Raw genomic sequence first — 25,558 nt, 5'->3', positions numbered from 1 at the left:
TCACAGGAGCGGCCATGACTATGCAAACCCCGGTGCAATTTCGTTCAAAATTACCGGATGTTGGAACCACCATTTTTACCGTTATCGGCCAACTCTCGGCGCAACATAACGCCATCAACCTTTCTCAAGGCGCACCAAACTTTGCACCGGACCCCAAACTTATTGCCGGTGTGACCAAAGCGATGCAGGATAATCATAACCAGTACGCATCGATGAGCGGTTTCAGGCCGTTAAAAACGCTGATCGCAGAAAAGGTCGCCACGCTTTACGGCTCTCATTATGACGTTGACGATGAAATCTTAATTACCGCCAGCGCCAGCGAAGGGCTTTATTCGGCGATCGGCGGGTTAGTGCATCCGGGCGATGAGGTCATCTATTTCGAACCCTCGTTCGATAGCTACGCGCCGATTGTTCGCCTGCAAGGTGCCACGCCGGTTGCCCTGAAACTGGCGCTACCAGATTTCACCGTCGACTGGGATGAGGTGCGCGCTGCCATTACTCCGCGCACCCGCATGATCATCGTCAACACGCCGCATAACCCTAGCGGGCAGGTATTCAGCGCCCGGGATCTGGAGATGCTGGCGCAGCTGACGCGCAACACCGATATCATTATTCTTTCCGATGAGGTTTATGAACATATCGTGTTTGATGGCGAGCGCCATCACGGCATGGCGACGCATCCGGCGCTGGCCGAGCGCAGCGTGATTGTTTCGTCATTCGGCAAAACGTTCCACGTGACCGGCTGGCGTGTAGGTTACTGCCTGGCTCCGGCTGAACTGATGAATGAAATCTGCAAAGTGCATCAGTTCCTGATGTTTTCAGCGGATACACCGATGCAGTATGCGTTTGCTGAATATATGGCGAACCCGGAAACTTATTTATCGCTGGCGGCGTTTTATCAGCGCAAGCGCGATTTGATGCAGGCATTGCTGGTGGACTCACCGTTTAAACTGTTGCCATGCGCCGGCTCATTCTTCCTGCTGGCGAAGTTCGATCATTTCAGTGATGAATCTGATGGTGAAATGGTGAAGCGTTTAATTACCCAATACGGCGTGGCGACCATTCCGCTCTCCGCGTTCTATACCGACGGGACAGACAACAAATTGATTCGTTTGTCATTTGCGAAAGATGAAGCTACGTTACGTGCAGGTGCTCAGGCACTTTGCCAGCTCAAGCCACGCTGATACGAGGTCATAATGAAAAAAGTTTATGCATTAGGTTTACTGGTCGGGATGTGTGCCTCTTTTGCGGCATCAGCGGCGGGCGAATTGCGCTACGGCGTGGAAGCTGAGTATCCACCGTTTGAAAGCCGTAACCAGGCGGGCGAACTCGAAGGGTTTGATATCGATTTGGGTAACGCTATCTGTAAAGCGGCAAACCTGAAATGTTCGTGGGTTGAAACGTCTTTTGATGCGCTGATCCCAGGACTTGTGGCGAAGAAGTTTGATGCGATTAACTCGGCGATGAACATCACCGAGCAGCGGCGCAAAAGCGTTGATTTCACCCAGCCAATCTACCGTATTCCTTCACAGCTGGTGGGTAAACTGGGCAGCGGTATGGAGCCCACGGCTGAAGGGCTGAAAGGCAAAACCATCGGCGTGCTGCAAGGCTCAATTCAGGAAACGTACGCCAAAGAGCACTGGGAAAAAGCGGGCGTTACGGTAGTGTCATATAAAGATCAGAATATGGCTTGGGGCGATTTGCTCAACGGCCGTATCGATGCGTCTTTGGTGATGTCAGCCGCAGGCCAGGCAGGCTTCCTGAGCAAGCCGCAGGGCAAAGGTTTTGGCTTTGTCGGCCAACCGGTCAGTGACGACACTATTCTTGGCAGCGGTATTGGTTATGGCCTGCGCAAAGGCGATGAGCAGACCAAAAAGCAGCTGGATGCGGCCATCGACAAAGTGCGTGCTGACGGCACCATCACTACGCTTGCGAAAAAATATTTCCCGGGTATTGATGTCGCCGTGAAGTAACTATTTTGATTATCAAGCGGCCCACTTTTGGGGCCGTTTTTTCATCGAATTCTCATATACAGTAAAATAATGTTCGCCGGTGCGTAAAGCTCGCTCCAGGTGATTGGATTTGTCGTGAATTTTGTCTAGAGTGTGCGGTCTTAATCGTGCATAAATTTGCCGCTGTTCTGCTCCTGGTGGGACGAAATACATCGACAATTAAGGACAATTTTCAGGCATGAACCGCAGACGTTTTCTCAAAGCCTCAATGGCTCTCGCCGCAGTCAGCGGCACCACCTCAATTGCCACACTCTTTTCACGCGCAGCCTATGCAGCCGAATCTGAAATTGCCGATGGACGCACTACCGCATTCGATTTCGCCGTGCTGCAGTCCATGGCCCACGACCTGTCGAAGAAACCGTGGGTCGGCAAACCGCGCCCGCTGCCAGAGACGCTGGCAAACTTAACGCCGCAGGCTTATAACGCGATTCAATATGACGCCGAGCATTCGCTGTGGAACAACATCGAAAACCGCCAGCTCGACGTGCAGTTTTTCCACGTTGGCATGGGCTTCCGCCGCCGTGTGCGCATGTTCTCTGTTGATCCTGCATCCCATCAGGCGCGTGAAATTCACTTCCGTCCTGAGCTGTTCAACTATAACGATGCAGGCGTTGACACCAAACAACTCGAAGGCCAGATCGATCTTGGTTTTGCAGGTTTTAAAGCCTTCAAAGCGCCAGAGCTGGCGCGCCGCGACGTGGTTTCATTCCTCGGTGCGAGTTACTTCCGTGCGGTCGATAGCACTTATCAATATGGCCTGTCTGCACGCGGGCTGGCGGTGAACACTTATACCGATCGGCTTGAAGAGTTCCCGGACTTCACTTCGTTCTGGTTTGAAACCGCGAAAGCGGGCGACACCAAATTTGTGGTCTACGCTCTGCTCGATAGCGCCAGCGTCACCGGGGCGTATAAATTCACCATCAATTGTGAAGCGCAGCGCGTGGTGATGGATGTCGATAATCACCTGTATGCGCGTGAAGATATCAAGCAGTTGGGCATCGCGCCGATGACCAGTATGTTTGCCTGCGGCACCAACGAACGCCGGATGTGCGACACCATTCACCCGCAGATCCACGACTCCGATCGCCTGGCGATGTGGCGCGGCAACGGTGAATGGGTGACTCGTCCGCTGAACAATCCGCAGAAATTGCAGTTCAACGCCTATACCGACAACAACCCGAAAGGTTTTGGGTTGCTGCAGCTCGACCACGAGTTTGCTAACTACCAGGACATTATGGGCTGGTATAACAAGCGTCCAAGCCTGTGGGTGGAGCCGCTGAACAAGTGGGGCAAGGGCACGATTGGCCTGATGGAAATCCCAACGACCGGTGAAACGCTCGATAACATCGTCTGCTTCTGGCAGCCGGAAAAAACGGTCAAAGCCGGTGACAAGCTGGAGTTTAAATACCGTCTGTACTGGAGCGGTTTGCCGCCCATCCAGTCGCCGCTGGCGCGGGTTTACGCCACGCGTACCGGTATGGGTAGCTTCCCGGAAGGCTGGGCGCCAGGCGAGCATTTCCCGGATAAATGGTCACGCCGTTTCGCCATTGATTTTATCGGCGGGGATTTGAAAGTCGCGGCACCGAAGGGTATCGAGCCGGTGATTACCCTGTCTAACGGCGAAGCGCGTCAAATTGAAATTCTGTATGTCGAGCCATTCGACGGTTATCGCATTTTGTTCGACTGGTATCCAACGGACGACTCCACCGATCCGGTAGATATGCGCATGTTCCTGCGCTGCCAGGGCGATGCCATCAGTGAAACCTGGCTGTATCACTACTTCCCGCCCGCACCGGACAAACGTCAATACGTTGATGACCGCATTATGAAGTAACTCCAGAAGCTCCACGGATGGAGCTTTTTAGCGTTATCTGTCTATTTTTCGTCTCAAGGATATCACCGTGCAGCGAGCCATCGAACGACTTGCTGATTGCATAAACGATTCTTGATCATGAATTTCTATGCGACTTTTGGTGTTGATTGCGGAAATCAGTTTTTGCCCCATTATTTTCCACAGCGTTAAACAAGGAGAGAACAGGTGCGGGATTCTGACAACTGGCAGGACGATGTGATTAAGCTTGAGGGCAATATCACGCTTCACTCCATTCATGAACGCTACGTTGATGAGATTTTTACCCTGGTCCGGAAGAACAAAGCCTGGCTACAAACGGCGATGGACTGGCCTAAATACGTATTGTCGGTTGAAGACTCGCGCAAAATGGCGCAGGGCAACTACATTTTGCACCATCGCGGCTACGCGAAAATGTTCCTGATTTTCCAGCATCAAAAAATGGTTGGCGTATTTTCATTTAACCAGGTCGAGCCAACCAATAAAACCGCTTATATCGGTTACTGGCTGGATCAAGAGGCTATCGGGCAGGGGATTATTTCGCGCGCGCTGGCCGCGACGATTGACAAATATGCCCGCGAAGGGCTGGCTCGCCGCTTCGTGATTAAATGTATTGTCAGCAATACCGCCAGCAACCAGGTGGCGCTGCGTAATGGTTTCGCCCTTGAAGGACGCCTGAAACAGGCCGAGTATTTAAACGGTAAGTTTCACGACCAGAACATCTATGGGCGGATTGTTGAGTCACCGGGCGGCTCTCAGAACACGCCATAAAATGGCGAACGCGTAACGCGTTGTTCGCCATTAATATCCTTAATGCCGCGAATATGGATCGGCTCGCCCTCCAGGCCATCCACCGCGGCTTTATCGTAAACCTGTACGTTATTTTCTATCAGCACGTTTCCGCTGACTCGTGCCTGCCCGTAAATGTGCACTTGATTATCCAGTTGAATAGGGCCGCCGATAAGCGTGGCGTTATCGAAAATATGGACCTGGTGTTTAAGCAGGCAGTCGCCTTCAATCAGCGCGTTGCCATAGACCTGGGAAGAATAACGAATGGTGGGGATCTGGTCGTCGCCGCGCCCGGCAATAATGCGCGCGCGATCAAACACGCGGGCGCAGTCGCAAATCCAGACATTATTTTCGTCATTGCCCTCCAGAATGGCCTGGCCGAAGACTTCGGCGCGGTGCTCAATAAAAGCATGATTCACCACGGCGTGACCAAATATCTGGGCCTGGTGCACCACGCGTGAGGCGTTGACCGTGGCGTTACCATAAATTTGCAGCACTTTATCGCGCTCGGCGGTTAAGCCACGGACGGCAATAATCTGGCTGCCGTTAAGAATGCGGGCCGCATCGTAAATACGGCATTCGCCGCTGACCAGCGACTCTTTAACTACGCTTTTCCCGCTGATATGCGCCCGGTGACAAAGCGTCGATGTTCCGTGGATTTGCGCGTCATCATCAACGCTTGAGCCGCCATAAACCACGCTTTCGCTGCCATAAAGCCAGCAGTTTCCGCGCTGGCTAAGATTGTCTTCACATTCAATCCAGCCGCCGAGCTGCCCGGCTTTAACATCGTTGAAATCGCATAACGCTACCACCTGCCAGAGTTTGACCTGCTGTTTTTTGCCATCGGCCTGATAATCGTGCAGCCGATAATCGCCCGTTAGTTGATACTTATTCATTGCTATACCCCGCAGAGTGTCCTTTTAAAGCCTGGCAGATTAATCCCAGTGTAGCGTTCTGCGGCGCATTCGCATAAAATGCATCTAAAATACATTTTATAATTTAAACGAAATGAATAACTCAGTCACGCGCACTATGCTCAATCTACTTTCACCAATTTCATTATTGGCCTGCTGCTGATACGTACGGCGATCCTGTTTTATCAGGGTAAACTACTGCTGCGTGTCGAACGGCCTGCAAAAAGGACAAATTAAGATGCTTGCTGACAATTATTACGCTGAAAAATATGGCTTAACCGCCACCCATTCTGATGTGGTGAATGCCGCCGCCCTGGTGCCCGCGGGTAACACGCTGGATCTTGGCTGCGGCAATGGTCGCAACAGCCTGTATCTGAATCAGAAAGGGTTTGCTGTCACCGCCTGGGATAAAAACCAGATGAGCATCAGCAACCTGAATAAAATTATTGCCGCGGAAGAGCTGAAAAATATCACCACGGATATTGTTGACCTCAATACCTTAACCTTCGACGGTGAGTACGATTTTATCCTGTCAACCGTGGTGATGATGTTTCTGGAGCGTAATACCATCCCCGGGCTTATCGCCAATATGCAGCGCTGCACCAAAGTGGGGGGCTACAACCTGATTGTCGCCGCAATGGATACCGAAGATTACCCCTGTAACGTCGGTTTCCCCTTTGCTTTTAGCGAAGGGGAATTACGCCAGTACTACTCGGGTTGGGAATTGCTGAAATACAATGAAGACATAGGCCAGCTGCATAAAACCGATGCGCAAGGGAATCGTATTAAATTACGTTTTGCCACTATGCTGGCGCGTAAACGTTAAGCCGGTGGCCAGGCGCGATTTTGTAATACAATGCGATAACCGTCGTTATCAATAAAGGTGCGCCCGGCAGCATCCCAGTACGGATTAAAATTATTAATGGTTAAAAAACCTGCATCCAGCATTTGCTGACAGGTTTTTTGCCATTGTTCTTTATCCGAATAATAAAGCACTAATAAGTCATCCACCGTGGCGGCGGGTTCGACAGGATGACGGTGGCAAAGCGTAAATTCCAGATGCCAGCTTGCCTCATCGAGCCCAAGCATCACTCCGCTAAAGCCGTCATGTTCACTAAATTCCCCGATGTCCCGCAGGCCCAAACCCCGGCAATACATCTCTTTGCTTTGAGTCAGATCCGTTACCGGGCGGGCAATTCGCAGATGAGGTGTCATGTTTGCTCCTGAATAGTTTCCACGCATTAAAGAGTAAGCCATCTGTGGCAAAACAGTTAACACGCGGTGCGGAGCATTAAAACGGCTTCCCTTTGAGATTGCTGACAAAGCAGGAAAAGAGAGCAGGGAAGCCAGGAAGGCGCTCTGCTCAATAGCAGAGCGCGGCACACAGATAAATTAGTGGCTGGATTCCTGAACCATCGCAGTGTTGAGATAGGCTAATGCGCCGGGGTGTTCCAGGGGACGAGAGAAATAGTAGCCCTGCATATAAGGTATTCCGCATTGCTCAAGAAGCTGGCGCTGTTTTTCCGTTTCCACCCCTTCAGCAATCACGCTGAAATTGAGGCTATGGGACATATTCATTACCGCCCGAACAATAGAAAGACCCTTCTGCTCAATATGCTGAATAAACGAACGATCGATTTTAATATAGTCAATATTCATATTCTGAATCACCGACAGGCTGGAGTAGCCGGTACCAAAATCATCCACCGAGAATTTGACGCCGTGTTGTTGCAGCTGGCTTACTTTCTCATTAATCATCGTTTGTTCGGACTGGAAAAGTGATTCAGTGACTTCCAGGTGCAATAAATGTCCCGGAATAGCGTAGCGTTCGATAACCTGTTTGACGTTATTGACGAAACCTTTGTCATAAAACTGAATCAGCGAGATATTGACACACATGCAGATGTTGCCATGCTGCTGATGGATTTGCGCCAGCGTCCGGCAGGCCTCTTCCAGCACCCATTTTCCAACCTGATTGATACGACCGCTCTGTTCCATTAACGGTATAAATTCAACCGGGGAGATCTCCTGCTCTCGGTAGCGCCAGCGCATCAGGGCTTCAAAACTGACGATCTGACCGGTGGTATCGACAATGGGTTGATACATTAAACGAAACTCGTTGCGCTCCAGAGCGCCTTTCAGGGCTTCATTAAGGGTCATTTTACGGCGCAGATTGCGCTCAAGATCGAGATTGTAGAAGGCAAGTCGTTCAGGATATTTGCCTTTTTGCGAATACATGGCGATATCCGCCAGCTGAATCAGGCGGGTTATTGAGGTGTCATGTTCCGGACACGCCGAAATACCGATGGTGGCATTCAGCGCCACGGTTTGGTCATCTAATTTGATGGGGAGTGATAGGCTGGCGATAATTTTTTCAGCAAGCTCACGGGCCTCTTCGTGTGAACTCTCTTTAACCAGCATGATAAATTCATCACCCCCCCAGCGACACATGAAATGGCCATATTCAAGAAAACTTTTCAGCCTGGTACTTAAAGCCACCAGAACTTTGTCACCGATACTGTGACCCAGGGTGTCATTTATATTTTTAAAGCCATCAAGGTCGATAAAGAAAATGGAGAAGCCGGAAATATGATTTTGTTGAAACTCACGCTCAATCCCTGCAACCGCTGATAAAAAAGCGCTGCGGTTATATAAGCCGGTGAGCGAATCAATATTGGAGATAACATAAATTTCCTGGGTTCTTTCTCTGATGGTCTCTTCCATGCTGGAGACCAGTTTTTTATTCTGGTAACGCAGCAAGATGGTTTCTTTAATATAATTTGCCGAGCGCGCCGAGGAGACGATCATAATTAAAGTAAAACAGCTGCCGAGACTGCCAAGATTAATTTTGTATTGCTCAGGCTGCATCATCAGCAATATCGACATCGGCATTAAAATAATAATGTTATACAGCGAGGTAAGGGTAAAGCTTGCGGAGAGAATACTGGTTGCGCCGCCCGCCATCGCAGCCAGTATCACATTCGTCGAGCTGAATTCTTCGATGGAAAATTGCCCATAGAACGTCACGGCGTAGACGCTCCATAGCGCGGCGGTGATTAAACAACCGGCGGAGAAACGGATTATCCAGCGCTTCTTTTTTCTACACTCGGCATCACTTTTTATCCACATTCGGGTGTCAAGTACCCGAATAGCCAGCATCGTGGTCATGATCAGCCACCAGGTTATTTTGGCATGCAGATTATTGTTGTCGATAAAAGTGAAGGCAAGCAGGGTAGAAGCAATAAAAGTAATCAGAATACCCGGTAACGAGTTGTCATATAACAGCCTGACGCCTTCTGATTGGTATAACTTTGAATGTTCTATGTTTTTTGGCATTTTCTATCATCTTAGCTGAGTCACTCACATCGCGCCCATTTAGCCAGGTTTAATATGATCACTCTCGGTAATTATTCCCGCGGGAAGTATAAATTAAAATTTTTCGTAATACACCGTCTTTAGCGGCTAACTCGCTGTTCTTAGTGTTGATTAAACGTTCGCAGCAAATATGTCGGAGAGTAAAAAGAGCGGCGATTAGGCGGTTCGCCAGGCTGATTTTTACGGATCTATGCTTACGCGCCCAATCTGACTACAATAGCCGCCTTTCGCCCATAACATAGAAACAGACTCACTATGCGCCTGCACGCCAATCATCTTGAATTACTCAGCCCGGCCCGTGACACCGCTATCGCCCGCGAAGCAATTTTGCACGGCGCGGATGCGGTCTACATCGGCGGGCCTGGTTTTGGCGCACGCCATAATGCGGGCAACAGCCTGCAAGATCTCGCAGAGCTGGTGCCGTTTGCTCACCGTTATGGGGCGAAGATTTTCGTTACGCTCAACACGATTCTGCACGATAACGAGCTGGAACCCGCGCGCCGTATGATCCACGACCTGTATCAGGCGGGCGTGGATGCGCTGATTGTGCAGGATATGGGCGTGCTGGAAATGGATCTGCCGCCGATTGAGCTACACGCCAGCACCCAGTGCGATATCCGCAGCGTAGAAAAAGCCAGATTCCTCTCCGCTGCGGGATTCTCGCAGATCGTGCTTGCCCGCGAATTGAACCTCAACCAAATCCGCGCCATCCATGAAAAGGTTGATGCCACGATTGAATTCTTTATTCACGGCGCGCTGTGTGTGGCCTATTCCGGGCAGTGTAATATTTCACACGCCCAGACCGGGCGTAGCGCCAACCGTGGCGATTGTTCCCAGGCTTGCCGGTTGCCCTATACGCTAAAAGACGATCGCGGTCGCGTAGTGGCCTATGAAAAACACCTGTTGTCGATGAAAGATAACGACCAGAGCGCCAATCTGGCCGCGCTGGTGGACGCGGGCGTGCGTTCCTTCAAGATTGAAGGGCGCTACAAAGATATGAGCTATGTGAAAAATATCACCGCTTATTACCGCCAGCTGCTGGATGAGTTAATGGAGCAGCGCGGTGATTTGGCGCGTGCCTCTGCGGGGAAAACCACGCATTTCTTTATCCCTTCGCCGGATAAAACCTTCCACCGTGGCAGCACTGACTATTTTGTCAACGAGCGCAAAATCGATATCGGCGCGTTTGATTCGCCAAAATATATCGGCCTGCCGGTAGGTGAAGTGCTGAAGGTGGGTAAAGATTTTCTTGATGTCAGCGTTACCGATTCACTGACCAATGGCGACGGGCTGAACGTGCTGATCAAGCGAGATATCGTTGGTTTTCGCGCCAATACCGTGGAAAAAACCGCTAAAAACCAGTATCGCGTCTGGCCAAATGAGATGCCGGACGCCCTGAAAAACCTGCGTCCTAATCATCCTTTGAACCGCAACCTCGACCACAACTGGCAGCAGGCGTTGACAAAAACCTCCAGCGAGCGGCGCATTGCGGTGGATTTTGAGCTTGGCGGCTGGGAAGAACAGCTGGTACTAACCCTTACCAGTGAAGACGGCGTTAGCGTGACGAAAACGCTGGAAGGACCATTCGCGGTAGCGAACAACCCGGAAAAAGCCTATTCAAACCTGCGCGATAGCCTGGCAAAACTGGGGCAGACTCTGTATCAGGCGCGTAAAGTGGATCTCAATTTGCCGGCCCCTTTGTTTGTGCCAAACAGCCAGTTAAATCAGCTGCGCCGTGAAGCGATTGACGAGCTGACCGAGGCCCGTTTGCAGCGCTATCAACGCGGCAGCCGTAAACCGGTTAGCGTACCGCCTCCGGTTTATCCAGACACGCATCTGACCTTCCTTGCCAACGTGTACAACCATAAAGCGCGAGAATTTTATCAGCGCTATGGCGTGCAGCTGATCGATGCGGCCTATGAAGCGCATGAAGAGAAGGGCGAGGTGCCGGTGATGATCACTAAACACTGCCTGCGTTTCGCCTTTAACCTCTGCCCGAAACAGGCGAAGGGGTCAGTGAAAAGCTGGAAAGCCACGCCGATGCAGCTGGTGCATCAGGATGAAGTGCTGACGCTGAAATTTGACTGCAAACCGTGCGAAATGCACGTAATCGGCAGGATGAAAAACCATATCCTGAAAATGCCACTGCCCGGCAGCAGCGTGGTGGCCTCGATTAGCCCGGATGAGCTGCTGAAGACTTTGCCGAAGCGTAAGTAGCAGGTATGCGATAACAATGCAAAACGGCAACTCAATGGTTGCCGTTTTGCACGCTATACCCGGTGACTGATTAAGCCGTCACGATGCTATCAATCGCCGCTTTTGCATCGCTTTGTGCTTTGGTTGCCACTTCCGGACCGTAAGCAATGCCTTCAGCGAAGACATAATTCACATCGGTAATACCAATAAAGCCCAGGAAAATATTCAGGTATGGCACCAGCAGATCGGTTGGGGTATCTTTATGAATACCGCCGCGGCTGGTCAGCACCACAGCACGTTTGCCGGTAATCAGGCCTTCCGGGCCTTTTTCGGTGTAGCGGAAAGTCACGCCTGCACGCGCTATCAGATCAAAGTAGTTCTTCAACTGTGTTGGAATGTTGAAGTTATACATTGGGGCGTTGATCACAATCACGTCGTGAGCTTTCAGCTCGGCGATCAGTTCGTCAGACAGCGCTAAGGCTTCTTGCTGACGCGGTGACAGGGGAGCATCGCTCGGACGCAGCGCACCCACCAGCTCGCCATCCAGCACCGGAATTGGATTTGCCGCTAGATCGCGCACGGTGATCTCATCTGCGCTATGCTCTTCACGCCATTGTTCAACAAAATAGTCGGACAGCTGATTTGACTGAGAATAACCTGCCAGGATGCTGGACTTCAGGACTAAAACTTTGCTCATGGGTGATTCCTTTGTGATGTTCATTCGGGACTGATTGCCCGTTCGCTGGAAGCTACTTTATTCACAATCCGATTGCAGTGATAGCGCAATATATCGAACTCAATGTTCGATTTTATTGAACAAGGCGTCAAAAGGCGTGATGTGCTAACCTAGCGCTAATTGACGATACAGACTTACCAGGCAGTGCGCTGCCGTGATGATTACGCAATGGAAAATATAAAACCTTCACTGTCCTCATTATTCTCGCGCCTTGATGGCTTAATGCTACGCGACAGACAACGCTTCTCCCGCCGTTTGCATGGTGCGAAGAAGGTGAAAAATCCTGAATCGCAGCAGGGTGTGCTTGATTCGCTGGCGCAAGAGATTGACTCCGCCGCCGGTAAGGTCCTGCTGCGTGAAGCTTCGCGCCCAAAAATCACTTACCCAGAAAATTTACCTGTAAGCCAGAAAAAGCAGGACATTTTCGATGCCATTCGCGACCATCAGGTGGTTATCGTGGCGGGGGAAACTGGCTCAGGTAAAACTACGCAGCTACCAAAAATCTGTATGGAGCTGGGGCGCGGCGTGAAGGGTCTGATTGGCCACACTCAGCCTCGCCGCCTGGCGGCGCGAACCGTGGCGAACCGTATTGCGGAAGAGTTGCAAACGGAGCCGGGCGGCTGTGTTGGCTATAAGGTGCGTTTTACTGACCACGTCAGTGAAAACACTATGGTCAAACTGATGACCGACGGCATCCTGCTGGCGGAAATTCAGCAGGACCGCCTGCTGATGCAGTACGACACCATCATCATTGATGAAGCGCACGAACGCAGCCTGAATATCGATTTCCTGCTGGGCTATTTGCGCGAGCTGCTGCCGCGTCGCCCGGATCTGAAAATCATCATTACCTCTGCGACCATCGACCCGCAACGCTTCTCGCGCCACTTCAACAACGCGCCGATTATCGAAGTGTCTGGTCGTACTTACCCGGTTGAAGTGCGCTATCGCCCGATGGTGGAAGAGGCCGATGATACCGACCGCGATCAGCTGCAGGCGATCTTCGACGCGGTAGATGAACTCGGCCGTGAAAGCGCCGGAGACATTCTGATTTTCATGAGCGGCGAGCGCGAAATCCGTGACACCGCTGATGCGTTAAACAAGCTTAATCTGCCGCACACCGAAGTGCTGCCGCTGTACGCGCGCCTGTCTAACAGCGAGCAAAACCGCGTATTCCAGTCCCATATCGGGCGGCGTATCGTGCTGGCCACTAACGTGGCGGAAACCTCGCTGACCGTGCCGGGCATTAAATACGTTATTGATCCGGGCACCGCGCGTATCAGCCGCTACAGCTACCGTACTAAAGTGCAGCGCCTGCCGATTGAGCCTGTATCTCAGGCTTCAGCCAACCAGCGCAAAGGCCGCTGTGGGCGTGTTTCCGACGGGATCTGTATTCGCCTCTATTCCGAAGATGATTTCCTGTCGCGCCCGGAATTTACCGACCCGGAAATTCTGCGCACTAACCTTGCGTCGGTTATCTTGCAGATGACCTCGCTGGGGCTTGGCGACATCGCCGCCTTCCCGTTTGTGGAAGCCCCGGATAAACGCAATATTCAGGATGGCGTGCGGCTGCTGGAAGAACTCGGGGCGATCGCCACCGAAGCCAACTCAGGCGTGTATCAACTCACGCCTTCTGGCCGCCAGCTGGCGCAATTGCCAGTCGACCCGCGCCTGGCGCGAATGGTGCTGGAAGCGCAGAAATTTGGCTGCGTGCGTGAAGTGATGATCATCACCGCTGGCCTGTCGATCCAGGACCCGCGCGAGCGCCCGATGGACAAACAGCAGGCGTCTGATGAAAAACATCGTCGTTTCCACGACAAAGAGTCGGATTTCCTTAGCTTTGTAAACCTGTGGAACTACCTGGGCGAGCAGCAAAAAGAGCTGTCGTCTAACCAGTTCCGCCGCCAGTGCAAGCTCGATTATCTCAACTACCTGCGCGTGCGCGAGTGGCAAGATATCTACACCCAACTGCGCCAGGTGGTGAAAGAACTCGGTTTGCCTGTTAACAGTGAACCGGCGGATTTCCGCTCCGTTCACTGCGCTTTGCTGACCGGCTTGCTTTCCCATATCGGCCAGAAAGATGCCGATAAACAGGAATACACCGGGGCGCGTAACGCCCGTTTCTCTATCTTCCCGGGCTCCGGTTTATTTAAGAAACCGCCAAAATGGACGATGGTGGCCGAACTGGTGGAAACCAGCCGCCTGTGGGGGCGTATTGCGGCAAGAATCGACCCTGAATGGGTCGAACCGCTGGCGCAGCATCTGCTGAAACGCTCTTACAGCGAACCGCACTGGGAGAAATCGCAGGGCGCGGTCATGGCGAGCGAAAAAGTGACGCTCTACGGCTTGCCGATTGTGGCGGCCCGTAGCGTGAACTACAGCCAGATCGACCCGGCGCTGTGCCGTGAACTGTTTATCCGCCATGCGTTAGTCGAGGGAGACTGGCAGACGCGCCACGCGTTCTTCCGCGATAACCTCAGGCTGCGCAACGAGATTGAAGAGCTGGAGCATAAATCCAGGCGCCGCGACATTCTGGTGGATGACGACACGCTGTTTGAGTTTTATGACCAACGTATCGCTCACGATGTGATTTCCGCCCGCCACTTCGACAGCTGGTGGAAAAAGGTCAGTAAAGAGACGCCGGACCTGCTTAATTTCGAAAAGAGCATGCTGATAAAAGAGGGCGCGGAGCAAGTCAGCAAGCTCGACTATCCGAACTTCTGGCATCAGGGCAACCTCAAGCTGCGCCTGACCTATCAGTTTGAGCCGGGGGCCGATGCCGATGGCGTAACGGTGCATATTCCGCTGCCGCTGTTAAACCAGGTAGAAGAAGCCGGGTTTGAATGGCAAATTCCGGGCGTGCGGCGCGAACTGGTGATTGCGCTGATTAAGTCGCTGCCAAAACCGGTGCGCCGTAATTTTGTTCCGGCGCCAAACTATGCCGAAGCGTTTTTAGGCCGCGCCACACCTCTGGACTTGCCGCTGCTGGAAAGTTTAGAGCGTGAATTCCGCCGCATGTCGGGCATCACCATCGACCGCGAAGACTGGCACTGGGATCAGGTGCCCGATCACCTGAAAATGACTTTCCGCGTGGTGGATGAGCACAACAAAAAGCTCAAAGAGGGCAAAGACCTTAGCGAGTTGAAAGGCGGCCTGAAAGAGAAAGTTCAGCAAACGCTCTCGGCGGTGGCGGATGACGGCATCGAACAAAGCGGCCTGCATATCTGGAGCTTTGGATCGCTGCCGGAAAGCTACGAGCAAAAACGCGGCAGCTACCGCATGAAGGCGTTCCCGGCGCTGGTGGATGAAAAAGAGAGCGTGGCGATCAAGCTGTTTGATAACCCGCTGGAACAGCAGCAGGCGATGTGGCGTGGCCTGCGCCGCTTGCTGCTGCTCAACATCCCTTCGCCGATTAAGTATCTGCATGAAAAGCTGCCAAACAAAGCCAAGCTTGGCCTGTATTTCAACCCTTACGGTAAGGTGCTGGATCTGATCGACGACTGCATCTCATGCGGCGTCGATAAGCTGATCGCACAGGCAGGTGGCCCGGTATGGAGCGAAGAGGGCTTTGCGGCACTGCATGAAAAAGTCCGTGCGGAACTCAACGACACGGTGGTGGAGATTGCGAAGCAGGTGGAGCAAATCCTCACCGCCGTATTCAATATCAACAAGCGGCTGAAAGGGCGCGTGGATATGACTATGGCGCTGGGGCTGTCGGATGTGAAAGCGCAGATGAGCGGGCTGGTGTATCGTGGTTTCGTCACCGGAAATGGCTACAAACGGTTGGGCGATACGCTGCGTTATCTGAATGCTATTGAGAAACGGCTGGAAAAAATGGCGGTCGATCCGCATCGCGACCGTGTGCAAATGCTGAAGGTCGAACATGTGCAGCAAAGCTGGCAGCAGTGGCTGAATAAACTGCCGCCAGCGCGCCGCGTTGATGAAGATGTGCAGGAGATCCGCTGGATGATTGAGGAGCTGCGCGTCAGTTTCTTCGCGCAACAGCTGGGGACGCCGTATCCGATATCCGACAAGCGTATTTTGCAGGCGATGGAAGCCATTACGGGGTAATCCTCGCAGGCCTTATACCGGGGAAGTTTGCTGATAAAGAAGGAAAACGCATGGTTTTTCCTTCTTTATGATTATCAGGCTGGGGATATTAATATCCCTGCTGAAAGCCAGACTCTGAAGAGTAAAGTTTTTATAATCAATTAAAGCGTTTTAAGCTTTTCGGGCATTCAGCTTTATTTACCTACCTGGTTACCGATAATCCCCCCAACCGCGGCACCGCCTAATGTGCCCAGGGTGCTGCCATCGGTTAATACCGCGCCGCCTAAAGCACCTGCGCCTGCGCCAATCGCGGTGCTACGGTCACGTTTGGACCAGTTAGAGCATGCGCTCAGCGACATCGCAACGGTCAAAGCCAGCACAACGGCAGCAATTTTTTTGTTATTTAAGGTCATCATACTTTCTCCTGAATGAGTGATTCACGGAAATAAGTTTCCTGTTAAGTATAGTGGCAATCGACCAACTTAAAGAAAATTACCGTGAAACGGCTTAACGATATATTTAAAAATAACGCCGGTGATTATCACTTCCTGTTACATCGTTAATAAACATTTTAATTTGTACGGGAAATAACAACAGGTAAATAATCTTAAAGGGTCGGCAGGATAATTCTGATAAGAGAACGGCCTGCAATCCGCACAGGCCGTTTCAGAGAGTTATACGAGAGGGAACTGTTTAACGATATTGACCTGAACGCCGCTCTTCTGCAGCTGCTGGCCTGCGCTTTCACTCAGCGCATCGTCGGTGATGACGCGGCTAATTCGCGAGATGGGGCCAAGAGGATAAGGGTGCATGGCGCCAAACTTGCTGCTGTCCGTCAGAATAATCGTTTCGCTCCCTTTTTCCAGCACGGTATTCACCACATCGGCACGCATCATATCGCGGCCGGTAAATCCGGTTTCCGGCAAGAAGCCGTCGATGCCGATGAACGCTTTGCTGAAATGGACCTGCTGAATAAACTGGCGCGTTAGCGGTCCAACCATACTTTCACTCTTCTTCTGATAGATGCCGCCAAGCAGTACGACTTCGCAGTCGGTGTCTTTGAGAAGGTGGGCAATGTAGCTGCTGACGGTGATCAGAGTGATTTTTTTCTGCTCGGCTAATGCGCGCGCCAGCAGGGCGTTACAGCTGCCGTTTTCAATGAAGATGGTTTCACCATCGTTGACCAGGGTGGCGGCAAAATCGGCAAGATGACGTTTCAGCGAATAATTGTTCATCATGCGCGTTTCGACATCTTCGCTGTCGAGCGGAACGGCGTAGCCATGAGCGCGCCGCAGGTAGCTCTTTTTCTCCAGAAGATTAAGGTCCTGGCGGATCGTCACCTCTGAAACGCCGGTTGCTTTAGCGAGTGAGGCCACGCTCACCCGGCCTTGATCGATAACCATCTGTAAAATAATTTGTTGTCTGGAGTTCATATCAGCCAATTTTAAGGCGGCGCATTCTGTGCCGCCGGGATTATCAAAGAGTATGTTCCGTGCGGGCTATAATATCATCCTGCGCGTCCGGAGATAAGGCAGTAACGGAACAGCTTTTAACCACCCCGGCCGTGACTGCGGCCATCGCGGCTTTCGAGAAAGACTGACAGGGCGCTTTTGGCTCCCTGAGCCTGTAAAATAACGCAGTTGCCAGCAACGCCAGGTTTAAATTTCCCAGGGCGACTTTTTCAGGTCGCTCTCTTTTTGTGGTTCTTTATTCGTGATGGCGAGTAATTCCGCTTTTAAAATTTCCAGATTATTAATGGCGGAAGCGTGGTCGCCACCCACCAGAATATCCAGCACGATATCAATACGTTTTGCCAGTTGCAGAGGGTCCACTGAAGGCATAGTGCATCCTGTTTTTAGGAAAAATATTGCTTTCATAATGCAAAAAAAGCCGCCGAAAGAGAAGGGCCGATTGCGATTGCGTGCGCAATTAATGCCTGCGCCGCAGGCTGGTACGCTGCCGCGTTTCGCCCTGAAGCTAAGGGCATTGTCGGTATGCTTAACGTGCCGTTCTGGCCAGATAGCGTTTTAGCCAGCGCTCAAATACGGCCGCAGGCATGGGTTTAGCAAATAAGTAACCCTGCCGTTCGTTGACGCCGTTCTTCGTCAGAAAGGCGTCTTCTTTCTGATTCTCTACCCCTTCGGCAATAACCTGTAAATTGAGCGCCTGCGCTACGGCGACAATAGCCCGCACCAGCGATTGCGACACTGACTGTTTATGAATATCGCGCACGAAACTTTGGTCAAGTTTAATGGCGTCAATCGGGAAGCGGGCAAGCTGCGACAGGGAAGAGTAGCCGGTACCAAAGTCATCTAAATGCACTTGCGCGCCGAGACGGCTGAACTGTTGGATAACGGAAAGGGCGAGATCTTCATTTTCAATCAGGCAGCTTTCGGTCAGCTCCACGTCGATTGGGCAGTATTCAAAATTGAGATCCTTCAGCGCCTGTTTCAGAACGCTAACAATGGTCTGGTCGGCTAGCTGGCGGGCAGAAACGTTGACCGCGACGCGCATAGTCATGCCTTTGTCGCGCCATTTCGCCACCTGCTGCACCACGCTTAACATCACCCAGCGGCCAAGCGGTACGATTAAGCCGGACTCTTCGGCGTATGAGATAAAATCCAGCGGGGGGATCAGCCCGCGCTCCGGCGACTGCCAGCGAACTAAGGCTTCAAGGCTCCTGACTTCACCGCGCCAGGTCATTTTCGGCTGGTAGTGGATCACCAGTTGGTCATTTTCCAGGGCTTTTCGTAAGTGGGTATCAAGCCATAAATATTCAAATACCCGCTGATTCATTTCCGGTGCGAACACGCAGAACTTACCGCGCCCGCTCTCTTTGGCGGTGTACATTGCGGTATCGGCATTGCTTATCAGGCTTTCGCGGTCCTCACCGTGCTGAGGCGCCAGGGAGATACCTAATGAACAGCCGGAGTAGACTTCAATCAGGCCGATGCGGAATGACTGCTTCAGGCGTGCCAGGATGCGAGATGACATCGCCTCAAGCGTGGCCTGAGAGGTGTTGGTGGCTAAGACAATAAATTCATCGCCGCCAAGCCGGGCCAGAATCTGCCCTTCATCAAGACAGCTTAAAATAGCCAGCGACACCGCCTGCAATAGCTGGTCGCCAAACATGTGGCCGTAGGCGTCATTCACTTTTTTGAAGTTATCCAGATCGAGATACACGATCCCTACCTGAGTCGCTCCACGACGCTCAATGGCGCGGGTAATAAGATCGTTGATGGCATTGCGGTTGGGGAGACCGGTAATGGTGTCGGTGTTCGCCAGGACGCGCAGGCGCTCCTGAGCGCGCCGTTCTTCGGTAATGTCGGTACCAGAGCAAATCAGATAGATTTCATTTTTGCCGCTGCCGCTGTGGACAAATTTATTACGAAACAGAAATAGCCGCTGGCCTTTGCGGGTTTTTATCCAGCGTTCGACTTCATAAGAGTTCCCGTTACGGAAGAAGCCGCTGATATTGCGTTTCGACGCTGCCGCTTCCCGGCGGCTCATAAATAATTTAAACACGTTCTGCCCAATAACCTCTTGTTCTTTAAGGCCGGTATATTCTTCACTTAACCGATTGAAACGCTGAATATTGCCTAATCTGTCGAGGATCACGATGACGGAGTTTGCCTCAGAAACCACCTGTTCAGCAAAAGAGAGACCCTGCACCAAATCGCGGGCAACAGAAGGGGTGTCATTCCAGGCCGATGCTGAGCCTGCCCACTCTTTTTTGGATACCTTGCGGCCCACCAGATTGAGCGAAACTTCATGGCCGGACAGCGCAACTGGCATGGTGACGCTTGAAGTAATGACCGTCATCTGGCGGATTTGCTCTGCCCGGCAGGGCGCGAGCTCGACCATCTGGCTGATATGCGAATGTTCGCTGGCGGCCAGTTGCAGCGCATTGCTATCGCTCGCTAAACGCCAGTATGGGCTGGTTGTCCCTAAATAACGGTAGAGCAGATTCTGCTGCAAATCTTCTTTCATGCTCTCTCCTGAAGCAGGGCCGACGTAGTGCGTCAGTCTGTTATTTATAGTAGCAAGAGTAAGATTTGTACGACTAACTAATTGAAAACATGCGGTAAGATTATTCTTATTTTGTGACCGGCGCTATATGGGCCGCGTAACCTGCACGTATATATGCCTGAAATGGCAGGGCTTGATAGGGTTCCCCTGATTAATAGCGCGCCTGCTTTGACCTGGATTGGGCCAGGGCAGCAAGCAACATCTAAGCCGCAGCGCTTCTGTTTTCCATACTCACCATGATGATAGATGATTTTTATGGTTTTTTATCACCCGTGGGATTTTTAGATGCATCGGTGCTGGAGTCGCCGAAAACCAGCCTACTGGTCCAGCTCGATAATCTTCAATCCTTCCCGCGGGAAAACGTACCGGCAGAGGATTTTGTAACTGTCGCGGTCAAAGTACGCTGGCGGCGTTATCATTGATTTTCCAGCCTCAGGCGAGGTTACCGTTCCCAGATATAGCCAGTTGCTGAGCACATGGTATTCGGCCAGATCGCCAGATTTCTCTTCTATAGCAATGCGCCCGGGGTAGGGCCAGCTGCGGACTTTCAAGGATTCAAGCGACTCTCTGAGCCTGTGTTGATGCGCTGCTACACTTTCCACACCGCAACAGGCGCCGCCGCATTTCCCCAGCGAATAGCGGAAACAGGCTCTGCCAGCAGAGAGCTTTTCCAGTCCCAGTACGCCATAGCACAGCCTTTGCTGGTCAGCGAGTTCTCGAATTTGCTCAATAGCAGCGCGTTTGGTTTTAAACAACCCAAACAGGTCATCAGCCTGCGTAAAGTCTGCTTCGTTACTGAATACAAACTGCGTGGTTTTCTCAGTAATGCGCAGCGCGCAAAGTCTGCGAGCAATTCGCAAGCGTTTGTTGAATAACGGACTTTGATTTTTTATAAGCTGTGACTCAAGCAACAGCGCCCCAATTTCACCCATCGTTGGGTGAAAATCTATATGGGTAGTCATATGCAGTAATTTCGCCTCAGATTCTGTTCTGAAGTGGGATTGCACACGGCTGCGTATGTTAATGCTTTTCCCAATATAGAGGGGAAAGGTCCGATCGGAACCGTAAAAAATGTATACGCCGGGCTTAGAGGGGAGCGTTTCAAGCGTATATCGCAGGTGTTCTGGATACTGGTACGGTAGGGGCATACTTAATGGGATGATTTCGGTTATCAGGGGAAACTTGAGGCTACCACATAAGATGTCTGAATGATTGCTGGTATTTTAATCGACGCATCGCCATCGTTGCCGACAAGGAAGGAAAAACGACGCTTTTCCTTCCTTGTGGTTATCAGCCTGAGCTGAACACGAGGTTCAGCCCTTTCACCCGGAATCACAAATTTCGTCAGATTGCCGGGCGTGCAATCACGCTACGGGTTTCCATACGTACTTCAGCGATAGTGACATCAATCACATCCGTCACTTTGTAAGCCACTTCGCCTTTGATTTGCACGGTGCCTGCTTCCTGGCTGCATACCATTTCGTCACGCACGGCATGGATGAATGGGGCAGGGATAAAGGCGACCGCGCCATTATCCACCAGGCGTACGCGCATCCCGCCACGGCTCACATCAACGATCTCAGCGCTGAAACGGGTATCCGTTCCGGCTTTATCTTTCAGGAAGCGAGCATACAGCCAGTCACCCACGTCGCGTTCTGCCATGCGATTCAGGCGACGGCGTTCCGCCATCTGCACCGTGATCTCTTCTGCCGGGCGAGCTGCGGATCCGCCTTTGATAATCGCTTTTAGCAGACGATGGTTGATCATATCGCCGTATTTACGAATCGGCGACGTCCAGGTGGCATAAGCTTCCAGACCCAGGCCGTAATGTGGGCCAGGCTCGGTGCTGATTTCGGCAAACGACTGATAACGACGAATGCGGCTGTCCAGGAAGCCGGTTGGCTGTGCGTCCAGTTCCCGGCGCAGCTTGCAGAATCCGTTAAGCGTCAGCACTTCTTGCGCATCCACCTCAAGGCCGTGACCTTGCAGCATGGTAGCCAGCTGTTCAATGTTGGCCGGGTCGAAACCGGTGTGGACGTTATACACGCCGAAACCGAGTTTTTCACGCAGAACGAGGGCCGCACAGACGTTTGCGGCAATCATCGCCTCTTCAACGATGCGGTTCGCAATGCGGCGTGATTCAGCCACGATATCCAGCACTTCCCCTTTTTCACCTAATACGAAGCGGTAATCAGGGCGGTCTTTAAACACCAGAGCGTGGGTGCGGCGCCAGTCGGCGCGGCTTTGGCAAACGCGCTCCAGCAGACGGATTTGTGCAGCAATCGCTGCGCTCGGTGGCTGCCAGCCGCCTTTTTCTTCCAGCCAGCTGGAGACATCGTCATACGCCAGTTTGGCTTTTGACTCGATGGTGGCCACGAAGAAGTTAATCTCGTTTGCAATGCTGCCGTCTTGCCCGATAACCATACGGCAGGCAACAACCGGACGCGTGACGTCAGGACGCAGCGAGCATAAATCGTCAGACAGCTCGCGAGGCAGCATCGGGATGTTAAAGCCCGGCAGGTAATTGGTGAAGGCGCGAACTTTCGCGATCTCGTCAAGTTTACTGCCTTCGGCAATCCAGGCGGTCGGATCGGCGATGGCGACGGTCAGCTGCAGTTTGCCATCGGCAAGTTCTTCAACGTACAGCGCATCATCCATATCTTCGGTGCTGGCGCTATCAATGGTGACGAAATCCAGCGCGGTTAAATCTTCACGCGCCAGGCCTTCATCCAGCATTTCCGTCGCCACGCCGTCTGGCGCTTCACGTTCAAGATTATGGCGTGACAGTGTCACCCACCATGGGGCAAGGTGGTCGTCGCCAAAGGTGATAAATTGGGTCAGATCAGCGTAGAAACCGCGGTCGCCTTTCAGCGGGTGGCGCTTCATTTCAGCGACGGCCCAGTCGCCATTCTGGAAATCATGCGTCACGTTACGGTCAGCACGACACTGAATCGCGTCACGTAATAATGGGTGATCCGGCACGATAGACAGGCGGTCATCTTTACGCTGTACGCGGCCAACAAACCGGCCGAGGAACGGTTCGATAAGCTCTTCTGGCTCAGCGGTTTCGCGGTCCTTGTCGGTATGAATCACCGCGCTTACGCGGTCACCGTGCATCACTTTTTTCATCTGCGGCGGCGGAATAAAGTAACTTTTCTGGGAATCCACTTCGAGGAAGCCAAAGCCTTTTTCCGTACCTTTTACCACGCCTTCAACGCGTGGCGTCTGGGCGTGCAGTTGCTGTTTAAGCTGCGCGAGCAGCGGGTTATCCTGAAACATGTTTTTTCGTTTTCGTGGCCAAAAGAGCGGCTGACAGTTTTACGCGAAACCACCCTTTGCGGCAAGCGCTGTTTGCCGCAAAAGCGCTGGCGTTCCACGGGTTAGCGGGCATTGCCAAGCCCAATTTTTAAGCGATTGAGCCAGCCATATACGCCGGCACTGACCAGCAGGCGCAAAACCTCTGTTTCACTAAGGCCCCACTCAAACAGCGGTTGCAGCTGGGCGGCGCTAAAACTGCCAGGCGCGCGGGTTAATACGCGTACCGCCTGAATGATGGCTTGTTCACGTGGACGATTGTGACACCATGCCTGAAGGGCTCTTTCACCATTACGCATCGCTTCTGGCAAGCCATTTTCACCGCGCCATGCACGGGCAAAATCCGTAAAGCAGCTGACGCTGCCATTGATACGGGCGGTGAGCAACCCCACCAAAAGCCGATCGTTACAGGCATGCGTGGTTTCCGCCAGCAATATCCTGGTTATCTGGCCAAGCGCGGCAAGCGCCGTAGCATCGTGAAGCAGCAGCCAGCTCATCTCTTGCAATACGCTCTGCGGCAGGCACTGATTGAAGACTTCGAGCTGCCCGGTATTGGCGTAACGCCCCTCAACGGCAGGCAGTCCCGCCTGCCACTGCTTTTCTCCTGCAAGGAATAGCTCAGCGCTGGCATCTTGCTGGGTATCAAGCCCCGGTAGCCAGCGCACAGGTAGTCCCTGAAGCGCCTGAAATACCGCAATCACCCGCGCCTGAAAGCCGATAAAACCAATCAGCTGGTTGAAGGTCACCACATCATTCACCGACAGCGCCACTTCATCAAGCTGCGAGCGGGCAGCGTCGTCAATCAATGTCGGCTGGCTGGCAAGCTGGCGGGCATACTGGGTGATTTGAGTCAGACGACGATTGCTTTCGCGCGATGAGTCAGGTCCCGGCTGGGGGGCCAGGCGGGCCGCATAATGGTTACACAGACGCTGTACCCCATAGACCTGCGCCACGGTGAGCGCGGTGCTCAGCCGATCATAGCAGCTTAGCGTGTGTAAGCGGGTCACAGGGCTATTGTCGGGCAACAGACATTCACTGGCAGCACGCGCAGCCGTAAGCCAATCCTGGTGCGCATGGCGTTGTTCACTGCTGAGATTGAGGTCGAGTAAAAATCGGTCATTGTGGAACGCCGCCTCGGGAACCAGCGGCAGCACTGCATCATCGCCGCGGCTGGACTGGGTTTCATGATACCACTGGCCTTTAGCTGACATTCGGCGTTGTTCCATGGTCATTCCTTGGTCAAAGAGTTTACCAGCCGGGGAAAACACCTGACGGCCTGGTTTGCTGCTTTATCCTGGCGTAACCCAGCAACACGACAAAAGAATGATAGGTGATAACAAATATCAGAAAGGCATAACTGAGCGGGGGCAAAATGACGGGGTAGGCGAATGCCTACCCGCGTGGCGAAAAGGAATTAGTCTTTCAGTTCCAGTTCGTTCATTGCCGCGATGCTGAAGCCGCCGTCAACGTGCAGCACTTCACCGGAAACGCCGGCAGACAGGTCGGAACACAGGAACGCTGCGGAGTTACCCACATCTTCAATGGTCACGGTACGACGAATCGGCGTTACCGCTTCGCAATGTGACAGCATTTTACGGAAATCTTTAATGCCAGAGGCGGCCAGAGTACGGATTGGACCGGCAGAAATGGCGTTCACACGTACGCCTTCCGGACCCATCGCGTTCGCCATATAGCGCACGTTAGCTTCCAGAGAGGCTTTAGCCAGACCCATAACGTTGTAGTTAGGGATTGCACGCTCGGCGCCCAGGTAAGACAGAGTCAGCAGCGCGGAACCCGGGTTGAGCATTTCACGGCAAACTTTAGCCATCGCGACGAAGCTGTAGGAGCTGATGTCGTGAGCAATTTTGAAGCCTTCACGGGTTACCGCATTCACGTAGTCGCCATCTAACTGGTCCCCTGGCGCGAAGCCAATGGAGTGAACGAAACCGTCAAACTTCGGCCAGCTTTTGGCAAGCTCGGCAAACATTGCATCGATGCTGGCATCTTCTGCCACGTCGCACGGCAGAACCAGGCTTGAACCCAGGTCGGCAGCAAAACCTTCCACACGGCCTTTCAGTTTTTCATTCTGATAAGTGAAGGCCAGTTCAGCACCTTCACGGTGCATCGCCTGCGCGATACCGTAGGCAATGGAGAGTTTACTGGCGACGCCAGTGATCAGAATGCGTTTACCGGTAAGAAAACCCATAGCTTTGAATCCTTATAGTTTCTGCTAATTTTATAACTGTATAATCATCAAGTTGCCAATGATTGGTCACAATTTTTCAACACGAAAGTG

Annotated in this window: 19 protein-coding genes and 1 pseudogene; 8 read left to right on the top strand and 12 right to left on the bottom strand. The window is 52.4% G+C overall.

Annotated elements, in window-relative coordinates:
• Positions 1-14 precede the first annotated feature (14 nt).
• From EHN07_RS01760 to rimL, 4 genes are all read left to right on the top strand, one after another.
• Positions 15-1,184: a pyridoxal phosphate-dependent aminotransferase gene (locus EHN07_RS01760; RefSeq protein WP_124022500.1), complete on the top strand. Its 1,170-nt coding sequence runs from the start codon at positions 15-17 to the stop codon at positions 1,182-1,184.
• A 12-nt stretch (positions 1,185-1,196) separates the two neighbouring features.
• Positions 1,197-1,973, top strand: a complete 777-nt coding sequence (locus tag EHN07_RS01755) for an ABC transporter substrate-binding protein (RefSeq protein WP_124022499.1) — start codon at positions 1,197-1,199, stop codon at positions 1,971-1,973.
• Between the two features lie 217 nt (positions 1,974-2,190).
• Entirely contained in the window at positions 2,191-3,846 is a 1,656-nt protein-coding gene (locus EHN07_RS01750) for a glucan biosynthesis protein D (RefSeq protein ID WP_124022498.1), read from the top strand.
• A gap of 204 nt (positions 3,847-4,050) precedes the next feature.
• The gene (rimL, locus tag EHN07_RS01745; protein ID WP_124022497.1) at positions 4,051-4,632 is read left to right on the top strand and encodes a 50S ribosomal protein L7/L12-serine acetyltransferase; all 582 of its coding nucleotides are present in this window, start codon (positions 4,051-4,053) and stop codon (positions 4,630-4,632) included.
• Here rimL and ydcK read toward each other — a convergent pair.
• Entirely contained in the window at positions 4,617-5,546 is a 930-nt protein-coding gene (gene ydcK / locus EHN07_RS01740; protein ID WP_124022496.1) for a YdcK family protein, read from the bottom strand. The two genes, rimL and ydcK, sit on opposite strands and share 16 nt — an antisense overlap.
• Before the next feature lie 150 nt (positions 5,547-5,696).
• On the opposite strand from ydcK, the pseudogene EHN07_RS20575 reads away from it, so the two are divergent.
• Together EHN07_RS20575 and tehB are read left to right on the top strand one after the other, a co-directional pair.
• Positions 5,697-5,801 (top strand): annotated as a pseudogene (locus tag EHN07_RS20575) (dicarboxylate transporter/tellurite-resistance protein TehA); the annotation flags it as partial.
• Between the two features lies 1 nt (position 5,802).
• Positions 5,803-6,390 (top strand): tellurite resistance methyltransferase TehB, encoded by a 588-nt coding sequence (gene tehB, locus EHN07_RS01730; protein WP_425267160.1) that lies wholly within the window; start codon positions 5,803-5,805, stop codon positions 6,388-6,390.
• Here the strand turns inward: tehB and EHN07_RS01725 are convergent.
• Both EHN07_RS01725 and EHN07_RS01720 read right to left on the bottom strand, forming a co-directional pair.
• Positions 6,387-6,779, bottom strand: a complete 393-nt coding sequence (locus tag EHN07_RS01725) for a VOC family protein (RefSeq protein ID WP_124022495.1) — start codon at positions 6,777-6,779, stop codon at positions 6,387-6,389. The genes tehB and EHN07_RS01725 overlap by 4 nt on opposite strands.
• Before the next feature lie 177 nt (positions 6,780-6,956).
• A complete protein-coding gene (locus EHN07_RS01720) occupies positions 6,957-8,900 on the bottom strand; it encodes a putative bifunctional diguanylate cyclase/phosphodiesterase (protein WP_124022494.1) in 1,944 nt (647 codons plus the stop codon).
• Between the two features lie 294 nt (positions 8,901-9,194).
• Between EHN07_RS01720 and EHN07_RS01715 the strand changes: the two genes are divergently transcribed.
• Positions 9,195-11,156 carry a peptidase U32 family protein gene (locus EHN07_RS01715; protein ID WP_124022493.1) on the top strand — a complete coding sequence of 654 codons (1,962 nt, stop codon included), beginning with the start codon at positions 9,195-9,197 and terminating at the stop codon, positions 11,154-11,156.
• 70 nt (positions 11,157-11,226) lie between these two features.
• Here EHN07_RS01715 and azoR read toward each other — a convergent pair whose 3' ends face one another.
• Entirely contained in the window at positions 11,227-11,832 is a 606-nt protein-coding gene (gene azoR, locus EHN07_RS01710) for an FMN-dependent NADH-azoreductase (protein ID WP_124022492.1), read from the bottom strand.
• A 207-nt stretch (positions 11,833-12,039) separates the two neighbouring features.
• Between azoR and hrpA the strand changes: the two genes are divergently transcribed.
• Positions 12,040-15,939 carry an ATP-dependent RNA helicase HrpA gene (gene hrpA, locus EHN07_RS01705; RefSeq protein ID WP_124022491.1) on the top strand — a complete coding sequence of 1,300 codons (3,900 nt, stop codon included), beginning with the start codon at positions 12,040-12,042 and terminating at the stop codon, positions 15,937-15,939.
• Positions 15,940-16,112: 173 nt separating this feature from the next.
• Here hrpA and osmB read toward each other — a convergent pair whose 3' ends face one another.
• From osmB to fabI, 8 genes are all read right to left on the bottom strand, one after another.
• Positions 16,113-16,331: an osmotically-inducible lipoprotein OsmB gene (gene osmB / locus EHN07_RS01700; RefSeq protein ID WP_124022532.1), complete on the bottom strand. Its 219-nt coding sequence runs from the start codon at positions 16,329-16,331 to the stop codon at positions 16,113-16,115.
• Between the two features lie 261 nt (positions 16,332-16,592).
• Positions 16,593-17,351: a DNA-binding transcriptional regulator YciT gene (yciT, locus tag EHN07_RS01695; RefSeq protein WP_124022490.1), complete on the bottom strand. Its 759-nt coding sequence runs from the start codon at positions 17,349-17,351 to the stop codon at positions 16,593-16,595.
• Positions 17,352-17,576: 225 nt separating this feature from the next.
• A complete protein-coding gene (gene yciZ, locus EHN07_RS01690; RefSeq protein WP_124022489.1) occupies positions 17,577-17,759 on the bottom strand; it encodes a protein YciZ/DeoL in 183 nt (60 codons plus the stop codon).
• Positions 17,760-17,916: 157 nt separating this feature from the next.
• Positions 17,917-19,908, bottom strand: coding sequence for a cyclic di-GMP phosphodiesterase (pdeR, locus tag EHN07_RS01685; protein WP_124022488.1), 1,992 nt, complete (start codon positions 19,906-19,908; stop codon positions 17,917-17,919).
• A 356-nt stretch (positions 19,909-20,264) separates the two neighbouring features.
• A complete protein-coding gene (gene cho / locus EHN07_RS01680) occupies positions 20,265-21,095 on the bottom strand; it encodes an excinuclease Cho (protein WP_124022487.1) in 831 nt (276 codons plus the stop codon).
• A 196-nt stretch (positions 21,096-21,291) separates the two neighbouring features.
• Entirely contained in the window at positions 21,292-23,226 is a 1,935-nt protein-coding gene (locus EHN07_RS01675; RefSeq protein ID WP_124022486.1) for an exoribonuclease II, read from the bottom strand.
• Between the two features lie 101 nt (positions 23,227-23,327).
• The gene (locus EHN07_RS01670; RefSeq protein ID WP_124022485.1) at positions 23,328-24,488 is read right to left on the bottom strand and encodes a CMD domain-containing protein; all 1,161 of its coding nucleotides are present in this window, start codon (positions 24,486-24,488) and stop codon (positions 23,328-23,330) included.
• 188 nt (positions 24,489-24,676) lie between these two features.
• On the bottom strand, positions 24,677-25,468 hold the full coding sequence (gene fabI, locus EHN07_RS01665) for an enoyl-ACP reductase FabI (RefSeq protein ID WP_034495629.1): 792 nt from the start codon (positions 25,466-25,468) through the stop codon (positions 24,677-24,679).
• Between the last annotated feature and the right edge of the window lie 90 nt (positions 25,469-25,558).

The organism is Buttiauxella warmboldiae, assembly GCF_003818135.1.
GTDB classification, from domain to species: Bacteria; Pseudomonadota; Gammaproteobacteria; order Enterobacterales; family Enterobacteriaceae; genus Buttiauxella; species Buttiauxella warmboldiae.
The sequence above is the reverse complement of the archived record's forward strand: the minus strand, read 5'-3'. Positions and strand labels throughout refer to the sequence as shown.